Genomic DNA, 19,895 nt, shown 5'->3' with positions numbered 1-19,895 from the left:
TGGCGGCTATTTGTCCTTGCCGCCGAAGAGCTTGCTGGTCATCTCATCGACGTCGACCGTGCCCTCGACCGCACCCTTGACGGTCGGCCCCATCTGCTCCACCACCGGGACGATCTCATGGCCCATGTCGAGCACCTTCTGCGCCGGTTGGCCATCGCCGCCGAGGTAGTTCTTGTTGAACTCCTTGCCCGGCTCGTCGGCGCCCCAGGGCTCGCCGGCATTGAGCGCCCCGATCGTCGCGGCGAGGCCCCGCCAGCGCGCGGCCAGCCGGGCACCAGCGGCACCCAGGCCGTTCGCGCCGTCCAGCGCGGCGTCGGGCTTGACGAAGGTCTCGCGCAGCTCGCTCATCGCTTCTCCTCCCCGGGCAGGTCGCTGTCCAACTGACGGAAGATGCCATCAAGGTCGTGATCGATGTAAGCCTGGAACTGGCTGTCCGGCACGAAGGGGCGGAGCAGCTTCTCGACATCCGCCATCGCCTTTTCGGTGGCGCGGCGGATCGTCTCGGTGACGGTGGCGGACAGCTCCTTCGAGTTCGGCCGGCGGTAGATGCGGGGATCGAACTCGACCTTCGTCACCTGACCGCGCGGCCCGACGGTGACGGTGACCAGACCGTCGTCGGAGGTGACCGTCGCCTCGACCGCCTTGAGTTGCTGCTGGAGATCACCTACGCCGGACCGCATCCGCTCGAACTGCGCCATCAGTTCGTCGGCGCGGGCCCGCAGCGCCTGTACGTCCATGGCCGTTTCCTCCCCGTACACGTCCACGTTCCGCCTGCGGCCGAGCGTGACGACCCGACCATACTGAATAGACGCGACATCGGGGCAGTCGGACTGCGGCCGCTCGTCGTTAGGATGCACCGGCAGAGCCGAGGGAGAGGACCGCACCGGCATGTTCCGCGACCGTCCAATGGCGGCATTCGCCCTGGTGGGGGCGATGCTGACCACGGCGCTGGCGGTCCCCGCCGCGACTCCGGCCCGCGCCAATCCGGCGAATTGTCAGAATCCGAGCGATCCAGGAGAGGTCAACACCGAGACCCCCTGGCACCAGCGGTGGCTCGCGCCGCAGCGGGTCTGGCCGTTCAGCACCGGTGCGGGAGTGCGGGTCGCGGTCATCGACTCCGGCACCGACAGCAGTCATCCGCAGTTGGCCGGGCGGGTCACCAACGGCTTCGACGCGCTGCACAGCACGGCCAGGGGTGATGTGGACTGCGTCTCGCACGGCACCGCCGTCGCCAGCATCATCGCTGCCGGTCGGCAGGACGGAGTCGGCTTCCACGGATTGGCACCGGACGCCACCATCATGCCGATCCGCGTCAGCGAGCGGAACGCCAACGAGGGTCCGGGGGCCACCGGCGACACCGTCACCGGCGCGGTTTTCGCGCGAGCGATCCGACGCGCGGTCGACGACGGCGCCAAGGTGATCAACATGTCGGTGACGCTCTACCACCCGGACCCGGACGTGGAGCAGGCCGTCCGGTACGCGTTGGAGCGGGACGTCGTGCTGGTCGCCGCCGCCGGTAACCAGCACCAGGACGGTGCCCGCCCCGATCCGGTGCCCTATCCGGCGGCGTACGACGGGGTGATCGGTGTCGGCGCCATCGACCGGAACGGGGTGCGGATCCGGCAGTCCCAGATCGGGCCGTACGTGGACATCGTCGCCCCCGGTGGCGGGGTGGTGGCGGCCACCCGGCTGGTCGGTCACGCCGTCTGGGACGGGACCAGCTTCGCCGCCCCCATGGTGAGCGCGACCGCCGCGCTGATCCGCGCCGCCGAGCCCAACCTGTCGGCCAAGGAGGTCGCCAAACGGCTGCTGGCCACCGCCGATCCGGCCCTGGGCGACGCGGAGCGTGGCTACGGCAACGGGGTGGTCAATCCATACCGGGCGGTCACCGAACGACTCACCACCGGGGCGCCGGTGGCCCAACCACCGCTGCCCGACGTGCCCTACGACGCGGCGGCACAGGCGCGTTCCGAGCGCTGGGCGGTCTTCGGTCGGTTGGCGCTCTGGATCGGCTTGGTGCTGGCCACGATCGCCGTCGCGGTGGCGGCGCTGGCCGTCCTGCTGCCGCGCGGTCGGCGGACCCGTTGGCAACCTGCCCGGCCATCCGCGCCCCCTGCGCCCCCTCGCGAGATCGACGAGCCCGAGGAGATTTTCTTCCGGGTGCCGACCTCGACGCCCCGCGGCTGACGGCAGCGGCGGAACCCCCGGCCCGCCGGCCCTGCTGCCCCGGCCGGTCCGGGCAGTCGGTCGCCTGGTGGGCGAGAACGACGATGGCCCGGCTCGCGCCGGGCCATCAAGGTGCGGTAGGCAGCGTTTCAGCCGCCGAACTTCGACCGGTTGGCCGCCTCGCGGGCCTGCATCTTGGCGGCCGACTCGCGCAGCGCCTTCTCGATCCGGCCGAGCAGGTCACGCAGGTCGCTGGCGGCCGACTCCCACTCACTCTGCCGGCGGAAGTACGCCTCGCGGGCGTCACCGTCCCAGGTGGCCAGCAGCGGAGCGATGCCGGACTTGAGCCCGTCCAACTCGCCGGTCATGTTCCGGACCGCACCGCTGCAGCTGTCCGCTGCCGCGTTCAGACCGGCGAAGTTGTACCGAATCTCCGTCATGATTCTCCCCCGTCAGAGCTTCAGTGCCGCGGTGATCTGACCGGCGGTCGCACCCGCGCTGTCCATGTCGGCCCGGATCTCCTCGTCGCTGACGTCGTAGTCCTTACCGGCCGATCCCACGGCCTCGGCGATCGCGCGCAGCGCGACGTTGAGCCGGGCCATGTCCTGGTCGAACCGCTCACGCACCTGCTGGAAGGAACCCGCACCCGCGCCCTTCCACTGGTCGTACAGCGGCGCGAGCTGGTCCATCAGCGAATTGAGGTTGCCGGTGAGCCGGTCGGCGACGGCATCGACGTCACCCTCGGTCTTCAGCATCAAGCCGGTGTCGGTACGCATCGACATGGCGGAAGTCACCCCCGTCCTCGTTCGATCGCCCCGCTTCGCCGGGGGCGGCGTGTCAGTCGGTGCTCAAGCACCATCTTCATACGCACGGTATCGGTTCACGTCCAGCCGGCGCTAGCCCGGACGGCCGCTCGCGGCTCCATTGTGGCTGGTCCGGCTACTCGGGGTCGAGGGCCAGTTTCGCGGTCGCCGGGTCCAGGGCGGGGCCGGCGGGCAGCCGCACCACCAGGCTGGCGGGCAGCCGCACCGGTTGCACCTCCGAGTAGCCGAGCATCGCCGCCACCTGATCAGAGGCGAGCGGGTACCGGTAGCCGATATCGGTGACCAGGTTGAGGGTGCCGGTTTCCTGTTCCGGCGAGGGTACGGCGGCGACCAGTACGCCGAACCCGGGCTCGATGACCACCCGGTCGGCCAGCGGGATGCCGTCGCCGGTCTGCTCACCGGTGCGCACCGGTTCGCGTACCGGCTGGACCTGCGCGTCGAGCAGCACCGTCGGCTCGTTCTGGCCCGGCTGGTAGGCCGCACAGACCGCCGGCTGGTCACCGACCAGCCGGGCGATCTCCGGCCGCTGCTCCGGTGCACGGTGCCGTCCCTGGTCCGGCGCTGCCGCCTTCGGAGCAGCGGCGGCGGCACCCGCGGCGAGTTCGATCGGGAACGGCTTCGCCTCGCCCGGATACGCCGCCTGCGTCTCCCGGTCCGCCATCAGCACGTCCGCTTGGACCGGCGTGATCGGGACCAGCCGCGACCGCTCGGCGAGGTAGTACTGGCGGGTGCCGCCCTGGCTCTCCACCATGAAGACCTGACCGATGCGGGCGTCGGGCAATGCGGTCGAGGGCTGGCCCCGGTCGGCCACCCGGCGGGGCGAGATCGGCTGGCCGGCGGGCAGTGCGTTGAGCCACGCCCCGCCGACCTCCACCACCGGCTCGGCGCTCATGGTGAGACCCTCCAGCACGATCTTCTCGTTGCGGATCTCGTACCGGTGGTCCCGCCAGATCAGATGCAGCCGGCTGGTCTTGCGGTCGCGAACCAGCAGCGCGGCGTCGCCCGGATCCCGCCCACCGGTGGGTGCCCGCCCGACGGTGAGCACCGTGGTGGCCACTGTCCCGCCGGCCGCGTCCCGGGCCGGCTGGGTGCACAGGGTCCACGGCCCGTCCAGGATGCGGTTGGGCGCCGGCAGCGCGTCCGGCGCGAACGGGATGCCGATGCGGGGGCCACGCGGGGTGCCGACCAGCGAGTTGCGGGAGACCGAGACGGTCGGCACGGCCGATTCCATGGCCAGCAGGGCGGAGGCGTAGTTCAGCACCGGGTGCAGGCGACCGTCCCGGTACAGATATCGGGTGCCGGTCTCCTTCTCCACGATGACCGCGCCGCCTTCCTTCCACTTGGTCGCCCCGCCAGGGCGCAGCAGGCCGTAGACACCGACGGCGGCCAGGCAGAGCACTGCCACCATCACGCTGGCGAACCCGGCGCCGCCGAGCCGGCGGAACGGTGCCGCCTCCGGGTCGGGTTCGCGTGCCACCAACGCGGAGGTCATCCGCTGCACGAAGAACTGGTACGACTGGACCTGGTCCCGCCGCGACGGCATGGCACCCCTCCCCCTGCGTACTCCGGCACGGTCACGTATGCCTGAGCGCGGTGCCTACCATAGGCACGGCGTCGAGACGGCCGGTGCCCGCACCCGGCGCCCCGCCGGTGGAACCCGACGACGGTAGCCCGAGGAGTCTTCGATGATCAGTCGCGACGAGGCCCTGTCCATCGCGCGTCAGTGGGCCAGCGCCGGCAGGCCGGGGCCCGCACCAGAGGTGGAGCTGTACGAATTCGATCTCGGCTACGTCACCTGGCGCGTTCTCCCGGGCGCACCTGCTACCGATGGCCCACCCGCCCCACCACCGTCCACCGGATTTCCCCGGGCAGTCATTGACCGCGAGACCGGTGAGGTCTCTCAGTGGCGGTCGCTGTCCGCGCCACTGGTCGCCGAGGAGTACGCGCGACACCGCGCCGCCGACGGTCGTTTCCCGCCCGAGGCCCGGCACGTGCTGGAAAAGGCCGGCTGGTTCCCGGGCCGCGACGTGACCGCATCGGTCGACCACTGGATGGTCCGCTTCGCCAACGAGTTGGTCGGGTTGGAGTGCCCGCCGGTCGCGCGAGCCGCGATGGTCGAGTTCGGCGGTCTGCAACTGCCCCAGTTCGGCCGGAGCGGCCGCCTGGGAGGCGGCTTCACGAGCTACATCCACCCCACCTTGGGTGGGGTGGTGACGGAGGCGGCACGGGCGTTCGCCGAGGAGTACGACAACCCGGTCTACCCGCTGGGCAACAACGAGGACGGCCCCTCCGAACTGGTCGTCGACGCCCATGGGCGGGTCTTCATGCTGCACTGGGCCGACGACTTCTTCGTCGGCCCCGACATCGACTCCGCCATCGCGAAGCTGATTCGGGGCGGCGACCTGACCGAGGCCAGCGACCTCGACTGGGGCTAGGCGACGGTCAGCCGTTGATGGCGCGCATGAACGCGTACAGGCCCAGCACGCTGCACGCCAGCGGCACGATCGCGAGCTGGAGCAGGATGTCGAACACGTCGCCGAGCCGGGCCAGCCGGGGCGACGGGGCGCGCCGGCTGTAGGCGAGCCCGGCGGCGGCCGACAGCCCGGCCGCGACCAGCGCCACCGGCAGCACGGCCAGCACCCGCGCGGCGGTCGACGCGCCGGCGGCACCGACCAGCGGCAGCAGGCCCAGGCCCGCCAGGCCGACGGCGAGCATCGGCACCCGGTGCCGGACGGTCGGCACCAGCCGGGCCCGCAGCAGGTAGCCCAGCGAGATCACTCCGGCCAGCAGCAGGGCGGAGAGTGTGCCGGTCATGTTGAGCACGACCAGGCAGCCGATGGTCACCAGGAACGCCCCGAAGATCATGCCGGTGAGCACCTCGTCGGCCCGCGCGGTGGCCTGGTAGATCGTCTCCCGCTTCGGCTGCGGCTCGTCGCGCAGCAGGTCCTCGGCGCTCCGCGGCAGCGCCGGCATCGGCATCTTCCCGAGGCGCACGGAGAGCAGCGGCATGGCCGGCAGCAGCAGGGCCACCACGCCGATCACGATGGCGCTGCCCTGGGCGGCGTCCATGGAGCCGAGGGCGAGCAGCCCGCCGACCATGCCCCAGAAGCCGACAAAGACCGCGGCCACGAACACCCGGGTCGCGTCACCGACGCCGAGCAGGCCGAGCAGCCCGCACAACAGCAGCACGGCCGAGCCGAGGAGGATGTGCGGTGCGCCCAGCGCCCACACCGATTCGCCGGTGCCGATCACCAGCACACCGCCGACGAAGGCGTAGGGCAGGCCGGCGGCGGCGACGACCGCGCCGGCGAGGGAGTCGGCCATCGCCCGGGACAGCACGATCCCGCTGAGCAGGAGCAGGACGGCGGCACCGAGCGCGACCGCGCCGCCGAGCCAGCCCGGTTCCTCGGACATCACGATCACGAGCAGGCCGAGCAGCAGCAGCACTCCGGCCACGATCAGGCCGGTCAACCGGGTCGCGAACGGGGTCCAGGCCACACCGCGCCGCCGGGCGCCGTCGGCGACCGCCTCCATCAGGTCGTCGTACGCCAGTTCCGGCCATTCGGTGCGGCGGGGCACCAGATGCAGCGTCTCGCCGTCGCGGACGTTCTGCGCGGCAAGCGTACGGGTCAGATCAACCAACCTGCCGTCGGTGCGGCGCAGCGTCCATCCACCGTGGGCGGTGCCGTCCGACGGTTCCTCATCGGCCTGTCGCAACACGGCGGGCAGCAGCCCGACGAGCGGCAACTGCTCAGGTAGAGCGAGATCAAGCCGTCGGCTGGGAGCGACGATGGCGATGCGTGCGAGTCCGGTTCCGGCCTGGGTGACCACTGACGACCCCTCGTACGAGGAGCGGGCCGACGGCCCGCGGTTGTCCTTGACGGGAGAAGGCTACCTACCATGTGCCGGTGACGCGGGTGCCGGTTCACGACGGCGGCCGAGCGTGCGGGGGTGCCGGGCGTGCCCGCCACGCCCACGAGAGGCGACGGAGGTCTGTCACGTGAGCACGGTGGTCGTCAAGCGACCCGCCCGGCAGCCGGAGCCGGAGTACCCCTCTGGCGAGGTGCTGCTGGAGGCGCCGCCCGAGGTGCCGGCACCGAGCGGCAAGGGGTGGGGGCAGATGATGATGATGCTGCCGATGCTCGCCGGCTCCTTCGCGATGGCGCTGATGTTCGCCGGCCGGGGCGGCTCGACCCTGGGCTATGTGACCGGCGGCCTGTTCGGGCTCTCCGCCATCGGCATGCTCGGCTCCCAGTTGACCAACAATGCCGGCGGCCCCAGCAAGCAGGAGATGCTGCAGAAGCGCCGGGAGTACATGACGCACCTGTCGCGCCAGCGTCGCCGGGTCCTCAAGACGATCCGCAAGCAGCGGGAAGCGGCCTTCTACCGGCACCCGGATCCGGACATCCTCTGGTCTCTGCCGCTGGGGCCACGGCTCTGGGAGCGCCGTCGCGGCGACGTGGACTTCGCCACCGTCCGTATCGGCCTCGGGCCGCAGGAACTGGCCACGCCGCTGGTGCCACCGCCGGCGACCTCGCTGGAGAAGCTGGAGCCGATGTGTGCGCTGGCCCTGCGCCGCTTCCTCACCACCTACGGCGAGGTGCCGGATCTGCCGGTGACCATGGCATTGAACGGTTTCGCGCGGGTCTATCTGCAAGGCGATGCCGACGCCGCCCGGGGCATGGTCCGGGCGATGCTGGCCCAGGCCACCGCGTTCCACGCGCCCGACGACATGCTCGTCGCGGTCTGTGTCTCGCCGGATCGGCGGGCGGACTGGGAGTGGACGAAGTGGCTGCCACACGCCCTGCACCCGTCGCGTACCGACGCGCTCGGCCAACTGCGACTGGTGTCCGGCTCGATCACCGGCCTGGAGGCGATGCTCGACGACGTGCTGGCCAGTCGACCCCGGTTCAACGCCAGCGGCGGCGCGCCTCAGGTCGGTGGGCCGCACGTGCTGGTGGTGATCGACGGTGGCGACACCGCCGGCTCGGACCACCTGATGACCGAGGGCGGCGTGGAGGGGGTCACGCTGCTCGACCTTTCCACTCCGCCGCCGCGCCTGCTCGACCGGGCGCGACTGGTGCTTGACGCGACGGCGGACCGCCAACTGCACAGCATGACGGTGGACGGGCAGGCCGAGATCGGCCGCGCCGACGACTGCCGGCTGGCGGAGATCGAAGTCCTGGCGATGCAGATGGCCCCGCTGCGCCTGTCGGCCGCCTCCCGGGCCAGCGGCGACGCCCCGCTCGCCACCGAACTCGGCCTGGAGGAGCTACTCGGCATCGGTGACCCGTACGAGTTCGACGTCGACCGGGCCTGGCAGCCGCGCCCAAACCGCGACCGGCTGCGGGTGCCGATCGGCCTGGGTGCCGACGGCGCACCGGTGGAGCTGGACCTGAAGGAGTCGGCGCAGGACGGCATGGGCCCGCACGGGCTGCTCATCGGCGCCACCGGTTCCGGCAAGTCCGAGCTGTTGCGCACCCTGGTGCTGGCGCTCGCGGCGACGCACTCCTCGGAGAGTCTCAACTTCGTCCTGGTCGACTTCAAGGGCGGCGCCACCTTCACCCGGCTGGACGGGTTGCCGCACACCAGCGCGGTGATCACCAACCTGGCCGACGAGCTGCCGCTGGTGGACCGGATGACCGACGCCATCAACGGCGAGCTGGTACGCCGGCAGGAGCTGCTCCGCTCGGCGGGCAACTACGCCTCGCAGCGCGACTACGAGAAGGCCCGGGCGGCGGGCGCCCCACTGGCACCGCTGCCCAGCCTGCTCATCATCTGCGACGAGTTCTCCGAGCTGCTCACCGCCAAGCCCGACTTCATCGACATGTTCGTGCAGATCGGCCGAGTCGGCCGGTCGCTGGGCGTACATCTGCTGCTGGCCTCGCAGCGGCTGGAGGAGGGCCGACTGCGCGGGCTGGACACCCATCTGTCGTACCGGATCGGTCTGCGGACCTTCTCGGCGATGGAGTCCCGGGTGGTGCTCGGCGCCACCGACGCGTACGAGCTGCCCCGCTCGCCGGGCCACGGTTACCTGCGCTTCGGCACCGAGCCGCTGGTGCGGTTCAAGGCCGCGTACGTCTCGGGCGTCTATCGGGGCAAGACCGCCGCGGCCGTCGCGGCCGCTGGCGGCGAGGACCAGGTACGCGAGTACACCACCACCTACGTTGCTCCGCCGGTGACCCGTACGCCGAAGGAGGAGGAGGTTCCGGAGCCGGCCGACGGGGTCGGCGAGAGCGTGCTGGACATCCTGGTCGGGCGGCTCGTCGGCCGGGGCAAGCCGGCCCACCAGGTGTGGCTTCCGCCGCTTGCCGAGCCGCCGACGCTGGACCAGCTGCTGCCGCCGCTGTCCGCCGACCCGGCCCGGGGGATCACCGTGGCACACGCCGGCCTGCTCGGCGAGTTGCAGGTGGCGGTCGGCATCGTCGACAAGCCGTTCGAGCAGCGCCGGGAGGTGCTCTGGTTCGACCTGGCCGGTGCGGCGGGCCACGCGGTGATCGTGGGCGGTCCGCAGAGCGGCAAGAGCACCCTGCTGCGGACGATCGTGACGTCGTTGGCGTTGACCCACACTCCGCGCGAGGCGCAGGTGTACTGCCTCGACCTGGGCAGCAGCGCGCTGTCGTCGCTGCGCGACCTGCCGCACGTCGGTTCGGTGGCGACCCGCCTCGACGCCGGCCTGGTCCGCCGCACCATCGCCGAGCTGCAACTGCTGATGGGTGAGCGGGAGCGGCGCTTCGCCGAGCGGGGCGTGGACTCGATGGCCGCGTACCGGCGTGCTCGCCGGCACGGTCAGCACAACGACGACCTGTTCGGCGACATCTTCCTCGTCATCGACGGTTGGTCGGCGTTGCGGGCGGAGTTCGAGGACCTGGAAGCGACCATCACCGACATCGCCAACCGAGGGCTTTCCTTCGGCATCCACCTGATCGTCACGGCCGGCCGCTGGATGGACCTGCGCCCGGCCGTCCGGGACGTCTTCGGTACCCGGCTGGAGCTGTGGCTGGCCGACCCGAGCGACTCCAACCTGGACCGCCGGGCGGCGATGAACGTGCCGGAGAAGTCACCGGGCCGGGGCATCACGCCGGACGGGCAGCAGTTCCTGGCCGCACTGCCGCGCGCCGACGGTGCGCAGGAGGCCGACAGCCTGCCCGAGGGATCCCGCAAGCTGGTCACCGACCTGGCCGCCGCCTGGCAGGGGCCGGGAGCCCCGCCGATCCGCCTGCTCCCGCCGACCGTCCCGTACGGCAGCCTGCCGAACACCGGACGCCCCGGGGTGCCGATCGGCATCGCCGAGGTCGACCTTCAGCCGGTTCACCTGGACTTCGCCACCGATCCGCACTTCATCCTCTTCGGCGACGGCGAGTCGGGTAAGAGCACCTTCCTGCGGGCGCTCGCGCAGGCGATCGTCGACCGGCACGAGCTGACCGAGGCACGACTGGTCATCGTCGACTACCGGCGCAGCCTGCTCGGCGACATCGACACACCGCACCTGATCGGCTACGGCTCGACCGCCCAGGTCACCGAGAGCATCGTGGCCGAGGTGGCCGCGGTGATGCGGGACCGACTGCCCCCGCCGGACATCAGCGCGGAGCGGCTGCGTGCCCGCGACTGGTGGAAGGGCCCCGACCTGTACGTGCTGGTCGACGATTACGACCTGGTCGCCGGCGCGGGCAGCAACCCGCTGACCCCGCTGCTGGAGTTCCTGCCCCAGGCCCGGGACATCGGCCTGCACCTGGTCGTCGCCCGTCGCACCGGCGGCGCGAGCCGCGCACTCTACGAGCCGGTGCTGATGCGGTTGCGCGAGATCAGCACGCCGGGCATCGTGATGTCCGGCAACCGGGACGAGGGGGTGCTGCTCGGCACCGTCCGCCCCGGACCGCTGCCACCCGGTCGAGGCTGGCTGGTGTCCCGGCGCGGCGGTACCCAGCTGGTGCAGTTGGTGAACCTTCCGCCGCGCTCGTGAACACCGCACGGGGTTGCTCGATCAAGCTACCGTCGGCCAGAGTGGACCTATCGTGCGCGGCTGCGCGACTTCGGCTTTTCCGAGGAACGAGCAGCCGCGCCGGCACCATGTGAGCGATCGGGGGAGGGAACATGGGCGACGAGTGGCTCGTCGATGAAGACATTGATGTCGACATCCAACAACTCAAAGACTTCGCGCAGGCCATCCAGCAGGAGTTGGAGAAGAACTTCCAACCCAGCTTCGAGAACGGCGTCCGCCCCATGCTCACCGTGCAGGTGCCGTTCGGCAGCGGCGGGCTCAAGGAGGCCGCGTTCTTCCGTGGCCGGCACGACGAGAGCCGGATGGCGGTGTCCCATCTGATGGGCGACGTGATGAAGGGCCTCGCCGCGCTGAGCGTGGCGGCGATGTCGATCTCCGCGGAGTACCTCACCGGGGACGCACTCGCGCAGGCCACCAACGAGGACGTCTTGAACGCGTTCGAGGCCGTGGACGGCCAGCAGACCCTCAGCGGCATGTGGCAGAAGAACGGCGAGGATCCGACGGGCAACATTCCCGAGGCGGCCCTCAACCCGGCGACCACGAGCCCGTACGACAGCACTCAGATCTGCACGCCCGATCACATACCCGGGGACAATCGGGAGGAGACCCCGCAGTGGGCCAAGCCCGAGGTCATCGGCGAGGGCTCGGGCGCATACCTGGTTCACGGTGACGGCGAGCGCATGCATGATGAGAAACTCCGGCTGGACCAGTCGAACCTGTAGTCGGAAACGGTAGGGACACAGGAGTCGAGGAGCGGGGATGACCGACGACTACTACGGCTGGCAGCCGATCAGCTACCACCCGTACTCCGGCGTGTCGGACGACTACGCGGCCGATCGCGCCGCACAGGCCGCGCCGTACGAGCCCACGGCGTGGGACTCCGTCAACATCGAGCAGATGTGGGAGTACGTCCGCAAGGAGAGCGACGAGCGCACCACCGCGCTCGCCGAGACGTGGCGGCGGGCGGCCAGCCTGCTGCAGTCCACCCGGGACAATCTCAAGCGTCACGCCGACGCGCTGGACGCCCGGTGGAAGTCGCCCGCGGCCCGCGTCTTCATGTCCCGGGTGGGCGCGACGTTGCACTCGCTGGACGAGTGGAAGAACGTCGCCACCAACAACGCCGCCGGCCTGGAGCAGCTTGCTAGCAAGATCGAAACCAGCCAGCGCGACATGAAGAAGCTCTGGGAGGAGTACCGGGCCGAGCAGATCCGGCAGAGCGAGCGCCGCAAGAAGGACGAAGGATTCCAAGCGGCCGACCTGATCGACTGGATCCCGGGTGTCACGGGTAACGACGGCAAGTCGTACGAGGACGTACAGAACGAGTACCACCAGCGCGCCAAGAACATCGCGAAGCCACTGGCCGACCTCTACATCGACGTCTACATCTCCAACCTCTCCCGAGGCGGGAAGTTCAAGGGCCCCACCGACGCGGTCGCCACCAACCCGAACGCGATTCCCCGGCCCGTCAGGCCGGGCAAGCCGGGCACACCCGGCACCCCGCCGGGCAAGCCCAAGCTGAAGGGCGGCCGGCCGGACCAGCCGAACCGCCCAGACATGCCGAACCGCCCGGACTCGCCGAACCAGCCGGACCTTGGCGACCGGCCGACCGCGCCCACCACCCCGCCGCCCCCGAACCTCCCGGAGGGTGTCGGCCTCGCGGGCACCGCCACCCCCACTGCGCCCACCGGGCCCGCACCCGCCCCGCCGCCTACCGTCAACACGCCGAGCACGCCCCCACCTCCCGGTCCGGCCGTGCCACCGGTGGCCGGTCCCGGGCCCCGGCCGACGAACCCCGGCCTGTCCTCGCCGGGCTCGGGAGGCCGGCCGAACGCCCCGCGGACCACCCTGCCGGGATCGGGCGGTCCCCCCACCACGGGTAGCCGCGGCCCCGCCCCGAACCGTCCCACACTTCCCGGGGCCGGTGGCCCCGGCAGCGGGTCTGGGGCGCCGCCGCCCGGTGGCCGGCGTGGCCAAGCCCCGAACCGTCCGACGCTGCCGGGCAACACCGGCGGCGGTCGGCCCGGGCTCGGGTCCAGCCGGCCGGGCACCGGGGCCCGCCCGGGGGTCTCGGCCACCCCACCACCGTCGAGTCCGCGACTGCCCGGCTCCACGGCCCGCCCCGGCCAGCGGGGCACCGCGCCGGGCACCCCGCCCAGCGCGGGCACCCCGCTCACCGGCCGTCCCGGCAAGCCGCCAGTCACGCCCACCGGCAAGCCGGCGACGCCAGCCACCGGCCCGGGCGCCCCGGGTAGCGGCGCACGGCCGGACCTGAGCGGCCGGGCCGGCAGCGCCCGGCCCGCACCGGCCACCGGTCCGGCACCGTCGCTCGGCGGCCGACGCGGCGGGCCGGTCACGCCGGGCCCACACAAGGCCGTACCGCACGCCGGGCAACAGGAGACCTGGGAGTACGGCGACGGGGACGAACTGTGGGACACCGAGTCGTCCGCCGTTGGCGTGGTCGAGGCTCCGACGGAGCAACGCCCCCGCGAGCAGGGCAGGGCGCTCGGCCAGAGCTGACCAGGGCGGGCCGGTCACGCAACCTCGGGTGGCCGGCCCGTACCATGCGGTGACCGTCCACGCCAGGTCGTCCGGCGCGACGACCCACAGAGGAAGGTAGACGGGCATGCGTGTCCTCACCCGATCGGCAGCCGCCGCGGCGTTCACCGCCGTGGGCGTCCTGGCCGCCCTCACCCTGCCTGCCGCGCCCGCCCTGGCGGACTCCACCAGGGACGACTCGTGGCACGTCAAGGCCCTGGGGCTGGCCGAGATGCACAAACTCAGCCAGGGCGAAGGCATCGTCGTGGCGGTCATCGACAGCGGAGTCGACGCGAAGCACCCGGACCTTGAGCGCAATGTCCTGCCCGGCGTCGACCTCTACGACGACGACACCAAGGGCCGTGTCGACCGGGAGGGGCACGGCACCGGCATGGCGTCGCTGATCGCCGGGCACGGGCACGGGCCGGGCAACCGCAACGGCGTACTCGGCGTCGCTCCGAAGGCCAAGATCCTCCCGGTGACCGTCAAGAGCGAACGCAGCCCCCTGATCGCACCGACGGCGCTCGCCGCCGGCATCAACTGGGCGGTCGATGCCGGCGCGGACATCGTCAACGTGTCGCTGTCCAGCAGCTTCAACGAGGAACTCAACCGCGCGGTCGACCGGGCGTACCAGAACAACGTCGTGGTGGTCGCCGGCGTCGGCAACCGCAAGGACTCATTGATCGGAAATCCGGCCCGGCATGCGGGCGCCATCGCCGTCAACGGCACCGATCGCAAGGGGGTCATCAGCAAGGAGGCGGCCCTGCCGGCCGAGGAGGTCAACATCGCCGCGCCGGGCGAGGACATCGTCCAGGCCGCCCCCGGCGGCAGGTACGTCACCGCGACCGGCAGCAGCGGGGCCACCGCGATCGTCTCGGGCGCGCTTGCCCTGATCAAGGAGAAGTACCCGGACCTGACCGCGCACGAGATGTTCCAGCGCCTGCTGGAGACCACGCAGGACGCGGGCGACCCGGGCAAGGACCTGTACTACGGATGGGGCGTACTCGACATCCGGCAGGCACTCACCGGTGAACCCGACGGCCGCGGCGCCCGGGCGGCAGCCCCGCAGGAGCCGGAGATCGACGAGGAGCTGGCCGCTGCCCGCGCCATCAAGGGTCCCGGGGCCGAGGAAACCGTGATCGTGGTGCTGGTCTGGCTGGCGATCCTGGCCGTCCTCGCCGGTGTCGTGGTGGCCATCGTCAGACTGCGCCGCCGCGCACGTCGGCGCCGGGCCATGCTGGCCGGGAACGACCCGCTGTCAGCGGTCGGGGCAGCACCCGGGAGCGCCGGCACGCCACCGGTCGCCGGGACGCCGACAGCCGGAGCCGGCCAACCCATGGGCGCTACCGACGACGAGGTCTGGCGCCGACCGCCCGGCTGACCGCCCGCCCCGAGGAGGCAGCAATGCCGTCCACACCAGCCGGAGAGTCTCCGCCACCGATCCACAGCCCGTCCCCGATTCTCGGCCCGGCCCCGGGCCACGCCTCCTCGCCGGTTCCCGGCCCCGCCCCGATCGTCGGCCCGCCGCAGAGCGAGCCGGCGCCACCGCGCCGGCGCCCGTTCGTCGTCACCCTCGCGGTGCTGCTGATGGTGCCGTCGGTCGTCACCTGGCTGATCGCCGGGATCGGCTTCTTCCGCGCGATGATGAAGGCCGAGGGTGACGGGCTCGGCAGATTCCTGGTGGTCGGCATCGGAGCGGCCGTGCTCGCTCTCGCCCTGCTGGTGGTGTTCCTCGCCTCGATCGGGGTCCTGATGGCCTGGACGGGCGACAACGCCCAGGGACTGGCCGTGCCGGCGGGCTTCACCTTCGGGCTCTTCGTCGTCGTCATCGTCACGCTGCTGATGCAGGGCAAGCTGAGCTACCACCCCACGATGGTCACGCCGCTGGTGGTGGGCGGCCTCGCCGGCGTGTCACTCGCTCTGATCAAGAGCCCGCCGGCCCGCACCTGGTTCGCCGCCCGCCGTCGCTGACCCGGCCCGGCCGATGCCCCGGACCGGCCAATGCCACAGACCGGCCAACGCCCCAGACCGGCCAGTGCCGCGGACCGAACCCGGCCATGCCACGGACTGGACCCGGCCATGCCACGGACCGGACCCGGCCAATGCGGCCAGCCGATGCCGCGGGCCGGCCAGGACGACGTCTCAGCTCGGGCCGGACGCCGGCTCGGCGAACCGCGAGGAATCAGGCCGGCGACCAGCGGCGGTCAGCCGCGTCGAAGCGGGCCAGCAGCTCGTCACGGCCGTCCTGGTGCAGGCAGTGCAGTTCGGTGCCGTCCGGGACGACCAGCGACTCCATCCGGGGCCGGCCCTGGCCCCACTCCTCGGGTGTGGCCTCGTTGGGCGGCCAACGCAGGACGGCCACCCACTCGTCCGACTCCTCGAACGGCGACCCCTCGCCGAGCAGTCCCAACCGACGGTAGAGCCGGATCGGGGTGTCCCGCCCCGGGCCGTGCCAGGCGTGCACCAGCCCGGCCGCCCGGTCGTAGCCGTCGTCGAGGTAGGACGGCAGATACCGGTGCGGGATGACCAGTTGCAGCATCAGTGGCACATCCGGGTCGGGCTCGTCATCGACCTCCGCCTCCGACGCCGGCCGGGGCACCGGTACGCCCAGTGCCGACGGGTCGGCGTACGCGGCCGTCTGCTGGCGGCGTTGCTCCTGCTCGGCCGCCTCGGTGACCACCTGCCGTAGCTCGCCGAGCCAGTCGCGCAGCGTCAGCACCGCCTCGCCGGGCAGCGCCGCGGCCAGCGGCGTGTCCGGGTTGAGCAGGAGCTGCCAGGACCGGTCCGGCCAGTGCTCGGTCAGCTGGAGGCTGCTGACCACCACCAGCTCACGATCTCCGAGCGCCTGCCGCAGCCGGGCCTCGGAGGTGAACACCGGCAGGCTGACCCGGCCCTGCTCGTCCGGCAGGCTCCACCACGGGAACTCCGGGTCGGCGAGATCCCGGGTCGCCGGGGCGTCCGGTCGCAGCGGCAGCGCCAGCTCGGCCCGCAGCAGCGCGGACATCAGGGCGTTCGGGTCCTGCCGCAGGATCGCCTCACGCAGCGGTCGCTCGGCCTCGACGGCGGGTGCGGCGAGCGTACGCAGCTCGTCGGCGGTGAGCCGGACGCCGATGGGCAGCCCGGCGTCGACGGCCAGCGCCCAGTCGTCGTCGGGCCAGTCGACGGCGAGGTCGGCCAGCCCGAAGACGTGGTAGCTGACGGACTCGCCGGGCAGTCCGGCGGCGATCGCCGCCGACGAGGTGTAGGCGATCACATGGGTCACCCCGTCGTGCTGGCCCGTCGGCCAGGCCACCGGCTCCCCGCCGGTCGCCGCCGCTGGCGACACGGGCAGCAACAGCGGGCCGGCGCCGAGTGCGGCCAGGAAAGCCTCCCGGTCGTCCGCCTCGGCCGCGGCCACCAGCGCCCGCTCGGTGGCGGTGCTCGGCTGCCAGCCGGTCACCAGGTGCCATCCCCGCGTACCCGTTCGGGCTGACGGCCGAGCACCAGCGCGGTGATCGCCTCGTCGACGCTCGCCCCGAGAAACCAGTCCCCGGTGTGGTCGAGTACGAACACCCGGCCCTGCTCGTCGACGGCGAGGATGCCGGTGCCGTCGCCCTCCTCGCCGAGCGGGGCGAGCGGCGCCCCGGTCACCTCCGCCAACTCGGCGAGGGTGGCCACCGAGTGCCGTACCCGGAACGGATCGAGGTCGAAGGCACTGGGTGCGATCTGCTCGCCCTCACCCTGCGGGCGTACGCGCAGCCCACCGAACTCGGCGTACGCCTCGATGGCGGCGGGGGTCACGACGTGCTGGCGGCCGTCCGGCGCGGCGTCGGCGGCGATGCGCAGCGCCCACTCGCGGGCCCGGGCGTCATCACGCCGGCCGGGCGACCAGCCGGCGGCGGCGAGAGTCTCGGCCACCAGCGACGGAAAACGTTCGGTCATGCCAGCACCTCGATGCCGAACCAGTCCAGCAGAGCCGCGCACGACCGACAGGGCGGCTGGGCCTCGCCGTGGCGCGGGTCGCCCTCCTCCCGCACCCGGGTGACCCGGACCTTCGCGCCCCACAGCAGCGAGCGGGCCCGGGCGGCTTCGAGCGGCGGCCCACCGGCCTCGGCGGCGTACAACCGGTCGGAGATCAGCACCGGCTCGGCGCACCAGCCGGCGAAACGCTCGCGCTGCCCGGTGGGCAGCCCGTGCAGGAAGCGCCGGATCACCGGATGCAGTTCGGGCGGTACGTCGCCGCGTACCGAGGTATGGGTGTGGACGGTGCCGTCGACCAGCAGCGCACCCGCCGCCAGCGGCAGCATCCGCAGCTGCGCCATCCGTCCTCCCGTTATCGACAGGGATCCGACCCGGGGCCGGTCCGGTTCCGCCAGCGAGCCTAGCGAGCGCCGCACGATGCGGGGCTCCACGGTGTGGGGCGCCTGGGATATCGTCGGCGCAACCCCTCCTGCCGTCGTACGAAGCCCGGAGCCATGACGCGCACCCTTCTCGTCTCCCCGGACCAGCCCGGCGCCTACCCCTCGATCGGGGAGGCCCTGGCGGTGGCCACCGACGACACTGTCGTGTCGGTCAGTCCCGGCACCTACTACGAGGCCCTGTTCATCAACGATCGAGGCGTCACCGTCGTCGCCGCGCAGGGCGCGGGAACGGTCACCATCGACGCCTCCTCCGGGACGTACCCCACGGTGTCCTGCAACTCGGGTCGGCTGGAGCTGCGCGACCTCGTCCTCAAGGCGGGTGACGCGCCGGTCGTCGTGGCCGACCGGGCGGCGCTCACCATGACCGGGTGCGAGCTGAGCGCCAACTTCGGCGCAGCGATCCAGTTGGCCGGCCGTACGGAGTTCACGCTGGCCCGCTGCCGGGTCACGAGCGGCCGCTACGGCCTGGTGGTGGAGGACTCCGACGGCACCGTCGAGGGGTGCGAGTTCGCCGACCTCAGCGAGGACGGCATCATCGTGCGGATCGGAGCCGCCCCGACGATCCGCACGACCACGGTGACCCGCTGCGGCAACCGCGGCATCTACGTCTACCAGGGTGGCCGGCCCACGATCGAGGCCTGTGACATCTCGCAGACCGGTCACGCCGGGGTGGCCGTCGTGCACCAGAGCACCCCGGTCCTGCGGCGCTGCCGCATCCGCGACACGCGGGGCCCGGCGGTCTCCTTCGGCCGTGGCTGCAACGGCACGGTCGAGGAGTGCAGCACCGAGAACACCGCCCAGCCGGCGATCGAGATCGCCGAGGGAGCCAACCCGACCATCGTGGAGGGTACGGCGAGCCGGAAGGCCACGTACGGCGCCGACGCTGCCCGCGCCGCCGCCCAGCAGGACACCGCCCGGGTGGAGAAGCTGCTGGCCGACCTGGAGGCGATGGTCGGCCTCGAGTCGGTGAAGGAGGAGGTCCGCGCCCTCATCGACGAAATCCAGGTCAACGAGTGGCGGCGCAGCGCGGGGCTGCCGGTCGGCGCGGTCAGCCACCACCTGATCTTCGCGGGCGCACCCGGTACCGGTAAGACCACTGTGGCCCGCATCTACGGTGACCTGCTCGCGGCATTGGGCGCGCTGCCCGGTGGGGCGTTCCGTGAGGTGTCCCGGCGCGACCTCGTCGGCCAGTACATCGGCCACACCGCCGAGAAGACCGCCGGGGCGTTCGACCAGGCGCGCGGCGGTGTGCTGTTCATCGACGAGGCGTACACCCTTTCCCGGTCGTCGGGCGGCAGCGCTGACTTCGGGCAGGAGGCCATCGACACGCTGGTGAAGTTGATGGAGGATCACCGCGACGAGGTCGCCGTGATCGCCGCTGGCTACACCGGGGAGATGCTCCAGTTCCTCGACGCCAACCCGGGTCTGGCCTCCCGATTCGCCAAGACCATCGAGTTCGGCAACTACTCCCCGGAGCAGTTGGTCGTCATCGTGCAGCGGATGGCCAGTGGCGACGAGTACCTCCTCGCCGACGGCGTCGCGGAGGTGCTCCGCGAGCACTTCGGCACGATCGAACGGGACCAGAATTTCGGCAACGCCCGCGAGGCCCGCAAACTGTTCGAGGGTGTCCGCAAGGCGCAGGCGCAGCGGTTGCGCCAGTCCGGCCAACGGCCCAGCCTCGACGAGCTGCGTACGGTGACCGTCGCCGACGTGCAGGCCGCGATCGGGCGCTGAGCCCGCCCGGAACCGGGACCGGGACCGGGACCGGCTGACACCGCAGTTTCGGCGAAGTTGCGGTGTCAGCTCACCCGTGACGCAGCAACTTCCCCGAAACTGCGCGGATTATCGAGGTCGCCGCAGGCCCGCGTGGGCCGGGTGGGAGAAGCGGCGCGGATCGGGAGAAGCGGCGCGGATCGGGAGAAGCGGCGCGGATCGGGAGAAGCGGCGCGGATCGGGAGAAGCGGCGCG

The 19,895-nt window shown here is 72.0% G+C and carries 17 protein-coding genes; 8 read left to right on the top strand and 9 right to left on the bottom strand.

Going from position 1 to position 19,895, the window contains the following annotated elements; genetic code table 11:
- Window positions 1-6: 6 nt before the first annotated feature.
- Window positions 7-348, bottom strand: coding sequence for a hypothetical protein (locus Vqi01_RS23980; protein ID WP_204037107.1), 342 nt, complete (start codon window positions 346-348; stop codon window positions 7-9).
- Window positions 345-737, bottom strand: a complete 393-nt coding sequence (locus Vqi01_RS23975; protein ID WP_204037106.1) for a YbaB/EbfC family nucleoid-associated protein — start codon at window positions 735-737, stop codon at window positions 345-347. Before Vqi01_RS23975 ends, Vqi01_RS23980 begins: the two co-directional genes overlap by 4 nt.
- A 151-nt stretch (window positions 738-888) precedes the next feature.
- Between Vqi01_RS23975 and mycP (Vqi01_RS23970) the strand changes: the two genes are divergently transcribed.
- Window positions 889-2,187 carry a type VII secretion-associated serine protease mycosin gene (mycP, locus tag Vqi01_RS23970; RefSeq protein WP_239098618.1) on the top strand — a complete coding sequence of 433 codons (1,299 nt, stop codon included), beginning with the start codon at window positions 889-891 and terminating at the stop codon, window positions 2,185-2,187.
- A 128-nt stretch (window positions 2,188-2,315) separates the two neighbouring features.
- Here the strand turns inward: mycP (Vqi01_RS23970) and Vqi01_RS23965 are convergent, their stop codons facing one another.
- From Vqi01_RS23965 to eccB, 3 genes are all read right to left on the bottom strand, one after another.
- A complete protein-coding gene (locus tag Vqi01_RS23965) occupies window positions 2,316-2,606 on the bottom strand; it encodes a WXG100 family type VII secretion target (RefSeq protein WP_204037105.1) in 291 nt (96 codons plus the stop codon).
- 12 nt (window positions 2,607-2,618) lie between these two features.
- Window positions 2,619-2,948 carry a WXG100 family type VII secretion target gene (locus Vqi01_RS23960; protein WP_204037112.1) on the bottom strand — a complete coding sequence of 110 codons (330 nt, stop codon included), beginning with the start codon at window positions 2,946-2,948 and terminating at the stop codon, window positions 2,619-2,621.
- 157 nt (window positions 2,949-3,105) lie between these two features.
- Complete coding sequence (gene eccB / locus Vqi01_RS23955; protein WP_204037104.1) at window positions 3,106-4,533, bottom strand: type VII secretion protein EccB; 1,428 nt, start codon at window positions 4,531-4,533, stop codon at window positions 3,106-3,108.
- A 142-nt stretch (window positions 4,534-4,675) separates the two neighbouring features.
- Here eccB and Vqi01_RS23950 point away from each other — a divergent pair, with 142 nt between their 5' ends.
- Window positions 4,676-5,425, top strand: a complete 750-nt coding sequence (locus Vqi01_RS23950) for an SUKH-3 domain-containing protein (RefSeq protein WP_204037103.1) — start codon at window positions 4,676-4,678, stop codon at window positions 5,423-5,425.
- A gap of 7 nt (window positions 5,426-5,432) precedes the next feature.
- Here Vqi01_RS23950 and eccD read toward each other — a convergent pair whose 3' ends face one another.
- Window positions 5,433-6,821 carry a type VII secretion integral membrane protein EccD gene (eccD, locus tag Vqi01_RS23945; protein WP_204037102.1) on the bottom strand — a complete coding sequence of 463 codons (1,389 nt, stop codon included), beginning with the start codon at window positions 6,819-6,821 and terminating at the stop codon, window positions 5,433-5,435.
- A 169-nt stretch (window positions 6,822-6,990) separates the two neighbouring features.
- On the opposite strand from eccD, the gene eccCa reads away from it, so the two are divergent.
- From eccCa to Vqi01_RS23920, 5 genes are all read left to right on the top strand, one after another.
- Window positions 6,991-10,953: a type VII secretion protein EccCa gene (gene eccCa / locus Vqi01_RS23940; RefSeq protein ID WP_204037101.1), complete on the top strand. Its 3,963-nt coding sequence runs from the start codon at window positions 6,991-6,993 to the stop codon at window positions 10,951-10,953.
- A gap of 131 nt (window positions 10,954-11,084) precedes the next feature.
- Window positions 11,085-11,714, top strand: coding sequence for a hypothetical protein (locus Vqi01_RS23935; RefSeq protein ID WP_204037100.1), 630 nt, complete (start codon window positions 11,085-11,087; stop codon window positions 11,712-11,714).
- Between the two features lie 37 nt (window positions 11,715-11,751).
- Complete coding sequence (locus Vqi01_RS23930) at window positions 11,752-13,509, top strand: WXG100 family type VII secretion target (protein WP_204037099.1); 1,758 nt, start codon at window positions 11,752-11,754, stop codon at window positions 13,507-13,509.
- A 106-nt stretch (window positions 13,510-13,615) separates the two neighbouring features.
- Window positions 13,616-14,908, top strand: a complete 1,293-nt coding sequence (gene mycP / locus Vqi01_RS23925) for a type VII secretion-associated serine protease mycosin (protein WP_204037098.1) — start codon at window positions 13,616-13,618, stop codon at window positions 14,906-14,908.
- 23 nt (window positions 14,909-14,931) lie between these two features.
- Window positions 14,932-15,498: a hypothetical protein gene (locus Vqi01_RS23920; RefSeq protein WP_204037097.1), complete on the top strand. Its 567-nt coding sequence runs from the start codon at window positions 14,932-14,934 to the stop codon at window positions 15,496-15,498.
- A gap of 211 nt (window positions 15,499-15,709) precedes the next feature.
- Here the strand turns inward: Vqi01_RS23920 and Vqi01_RS23915 are convergent, their stop codons facing one another.
- The 3 genes from Vqi01_RS23915 to Vqi01_RS23905 are packed head-to-tail and all read right to left on the bottom strand — an operon-like array spanning window position 15,710 to window position 17,828.
- Complete coding sequence (locus Vqi01_RS23915; protein WP_204037111.1) at window positions 15,710-16,969, bottom strand: SseB family protein; 1,260 nt, start codon at window positions 16,967-16,969, stop codon at window positions 15,710-15,712.
- The gene (locus Vqi01_RS23910; RefSeq protein ID WP_204037096.1) at window positions 16,963-17,448 is read right to left on the bottom strand and encodes an SUKH-3 domain-containing protein; all 486 of its coding nucleotides are present in this window, start codon (window positions 17,446-17,448) and stop codon (window positions 16,963-16,965) included. Before Vqi01_RS23910 ends, Vqi01_RS23915 begins: the two co-directional genes overlap by 7 nt.
- A complete protein-coding gene (locus tag Vqi01_RS23905) occupies window positions 17,445-17,828 on the bottom strand; it encodes a YwqJ-related putative deaminase (RefSeq protein ID WP_204037095.1) in 384 nt (127 codons plus the stop codon). The genes Vqi01_RS23910 and Vqi01_RS23905 overlap by 4 nt, the downstream gene beginning before the upstream one ends.
- Before the next feature lie 153 nt (window positions 17,829-17,981).
- Here Vqi01_RS23905 and Vqi01_RS23900 point away from each other — a divergent pair, with 153 nt between their 5' ends.
- Complete coding sequence (locus Vqi01_RS23900) at window positions 17,982-19,661, top strand: right-handed parallel beta-helix repeat-containing protein (protein ID WP_204037094.1); 1,680 nt, start codon at window positions 17,982-17,984, stop codon at window positions 19,659-19,661.
- Window positions 19,662-19,895 lie beyond the last annotated feature (234 nt).

Source organism: Micromonospora qiuiae (genome assembly GCF_016863555.1).
Taxonomy (GTDB): domain Bacteria; phylum Actinomycetota; class Actinomycetes; order Mycobacteriales; family Micromonosporaceae; genus Micromonospora; species Micromonospora qiuiae.
This window is presented reverse-complemented; position numbering and strand designations above follow the sequence as displayed.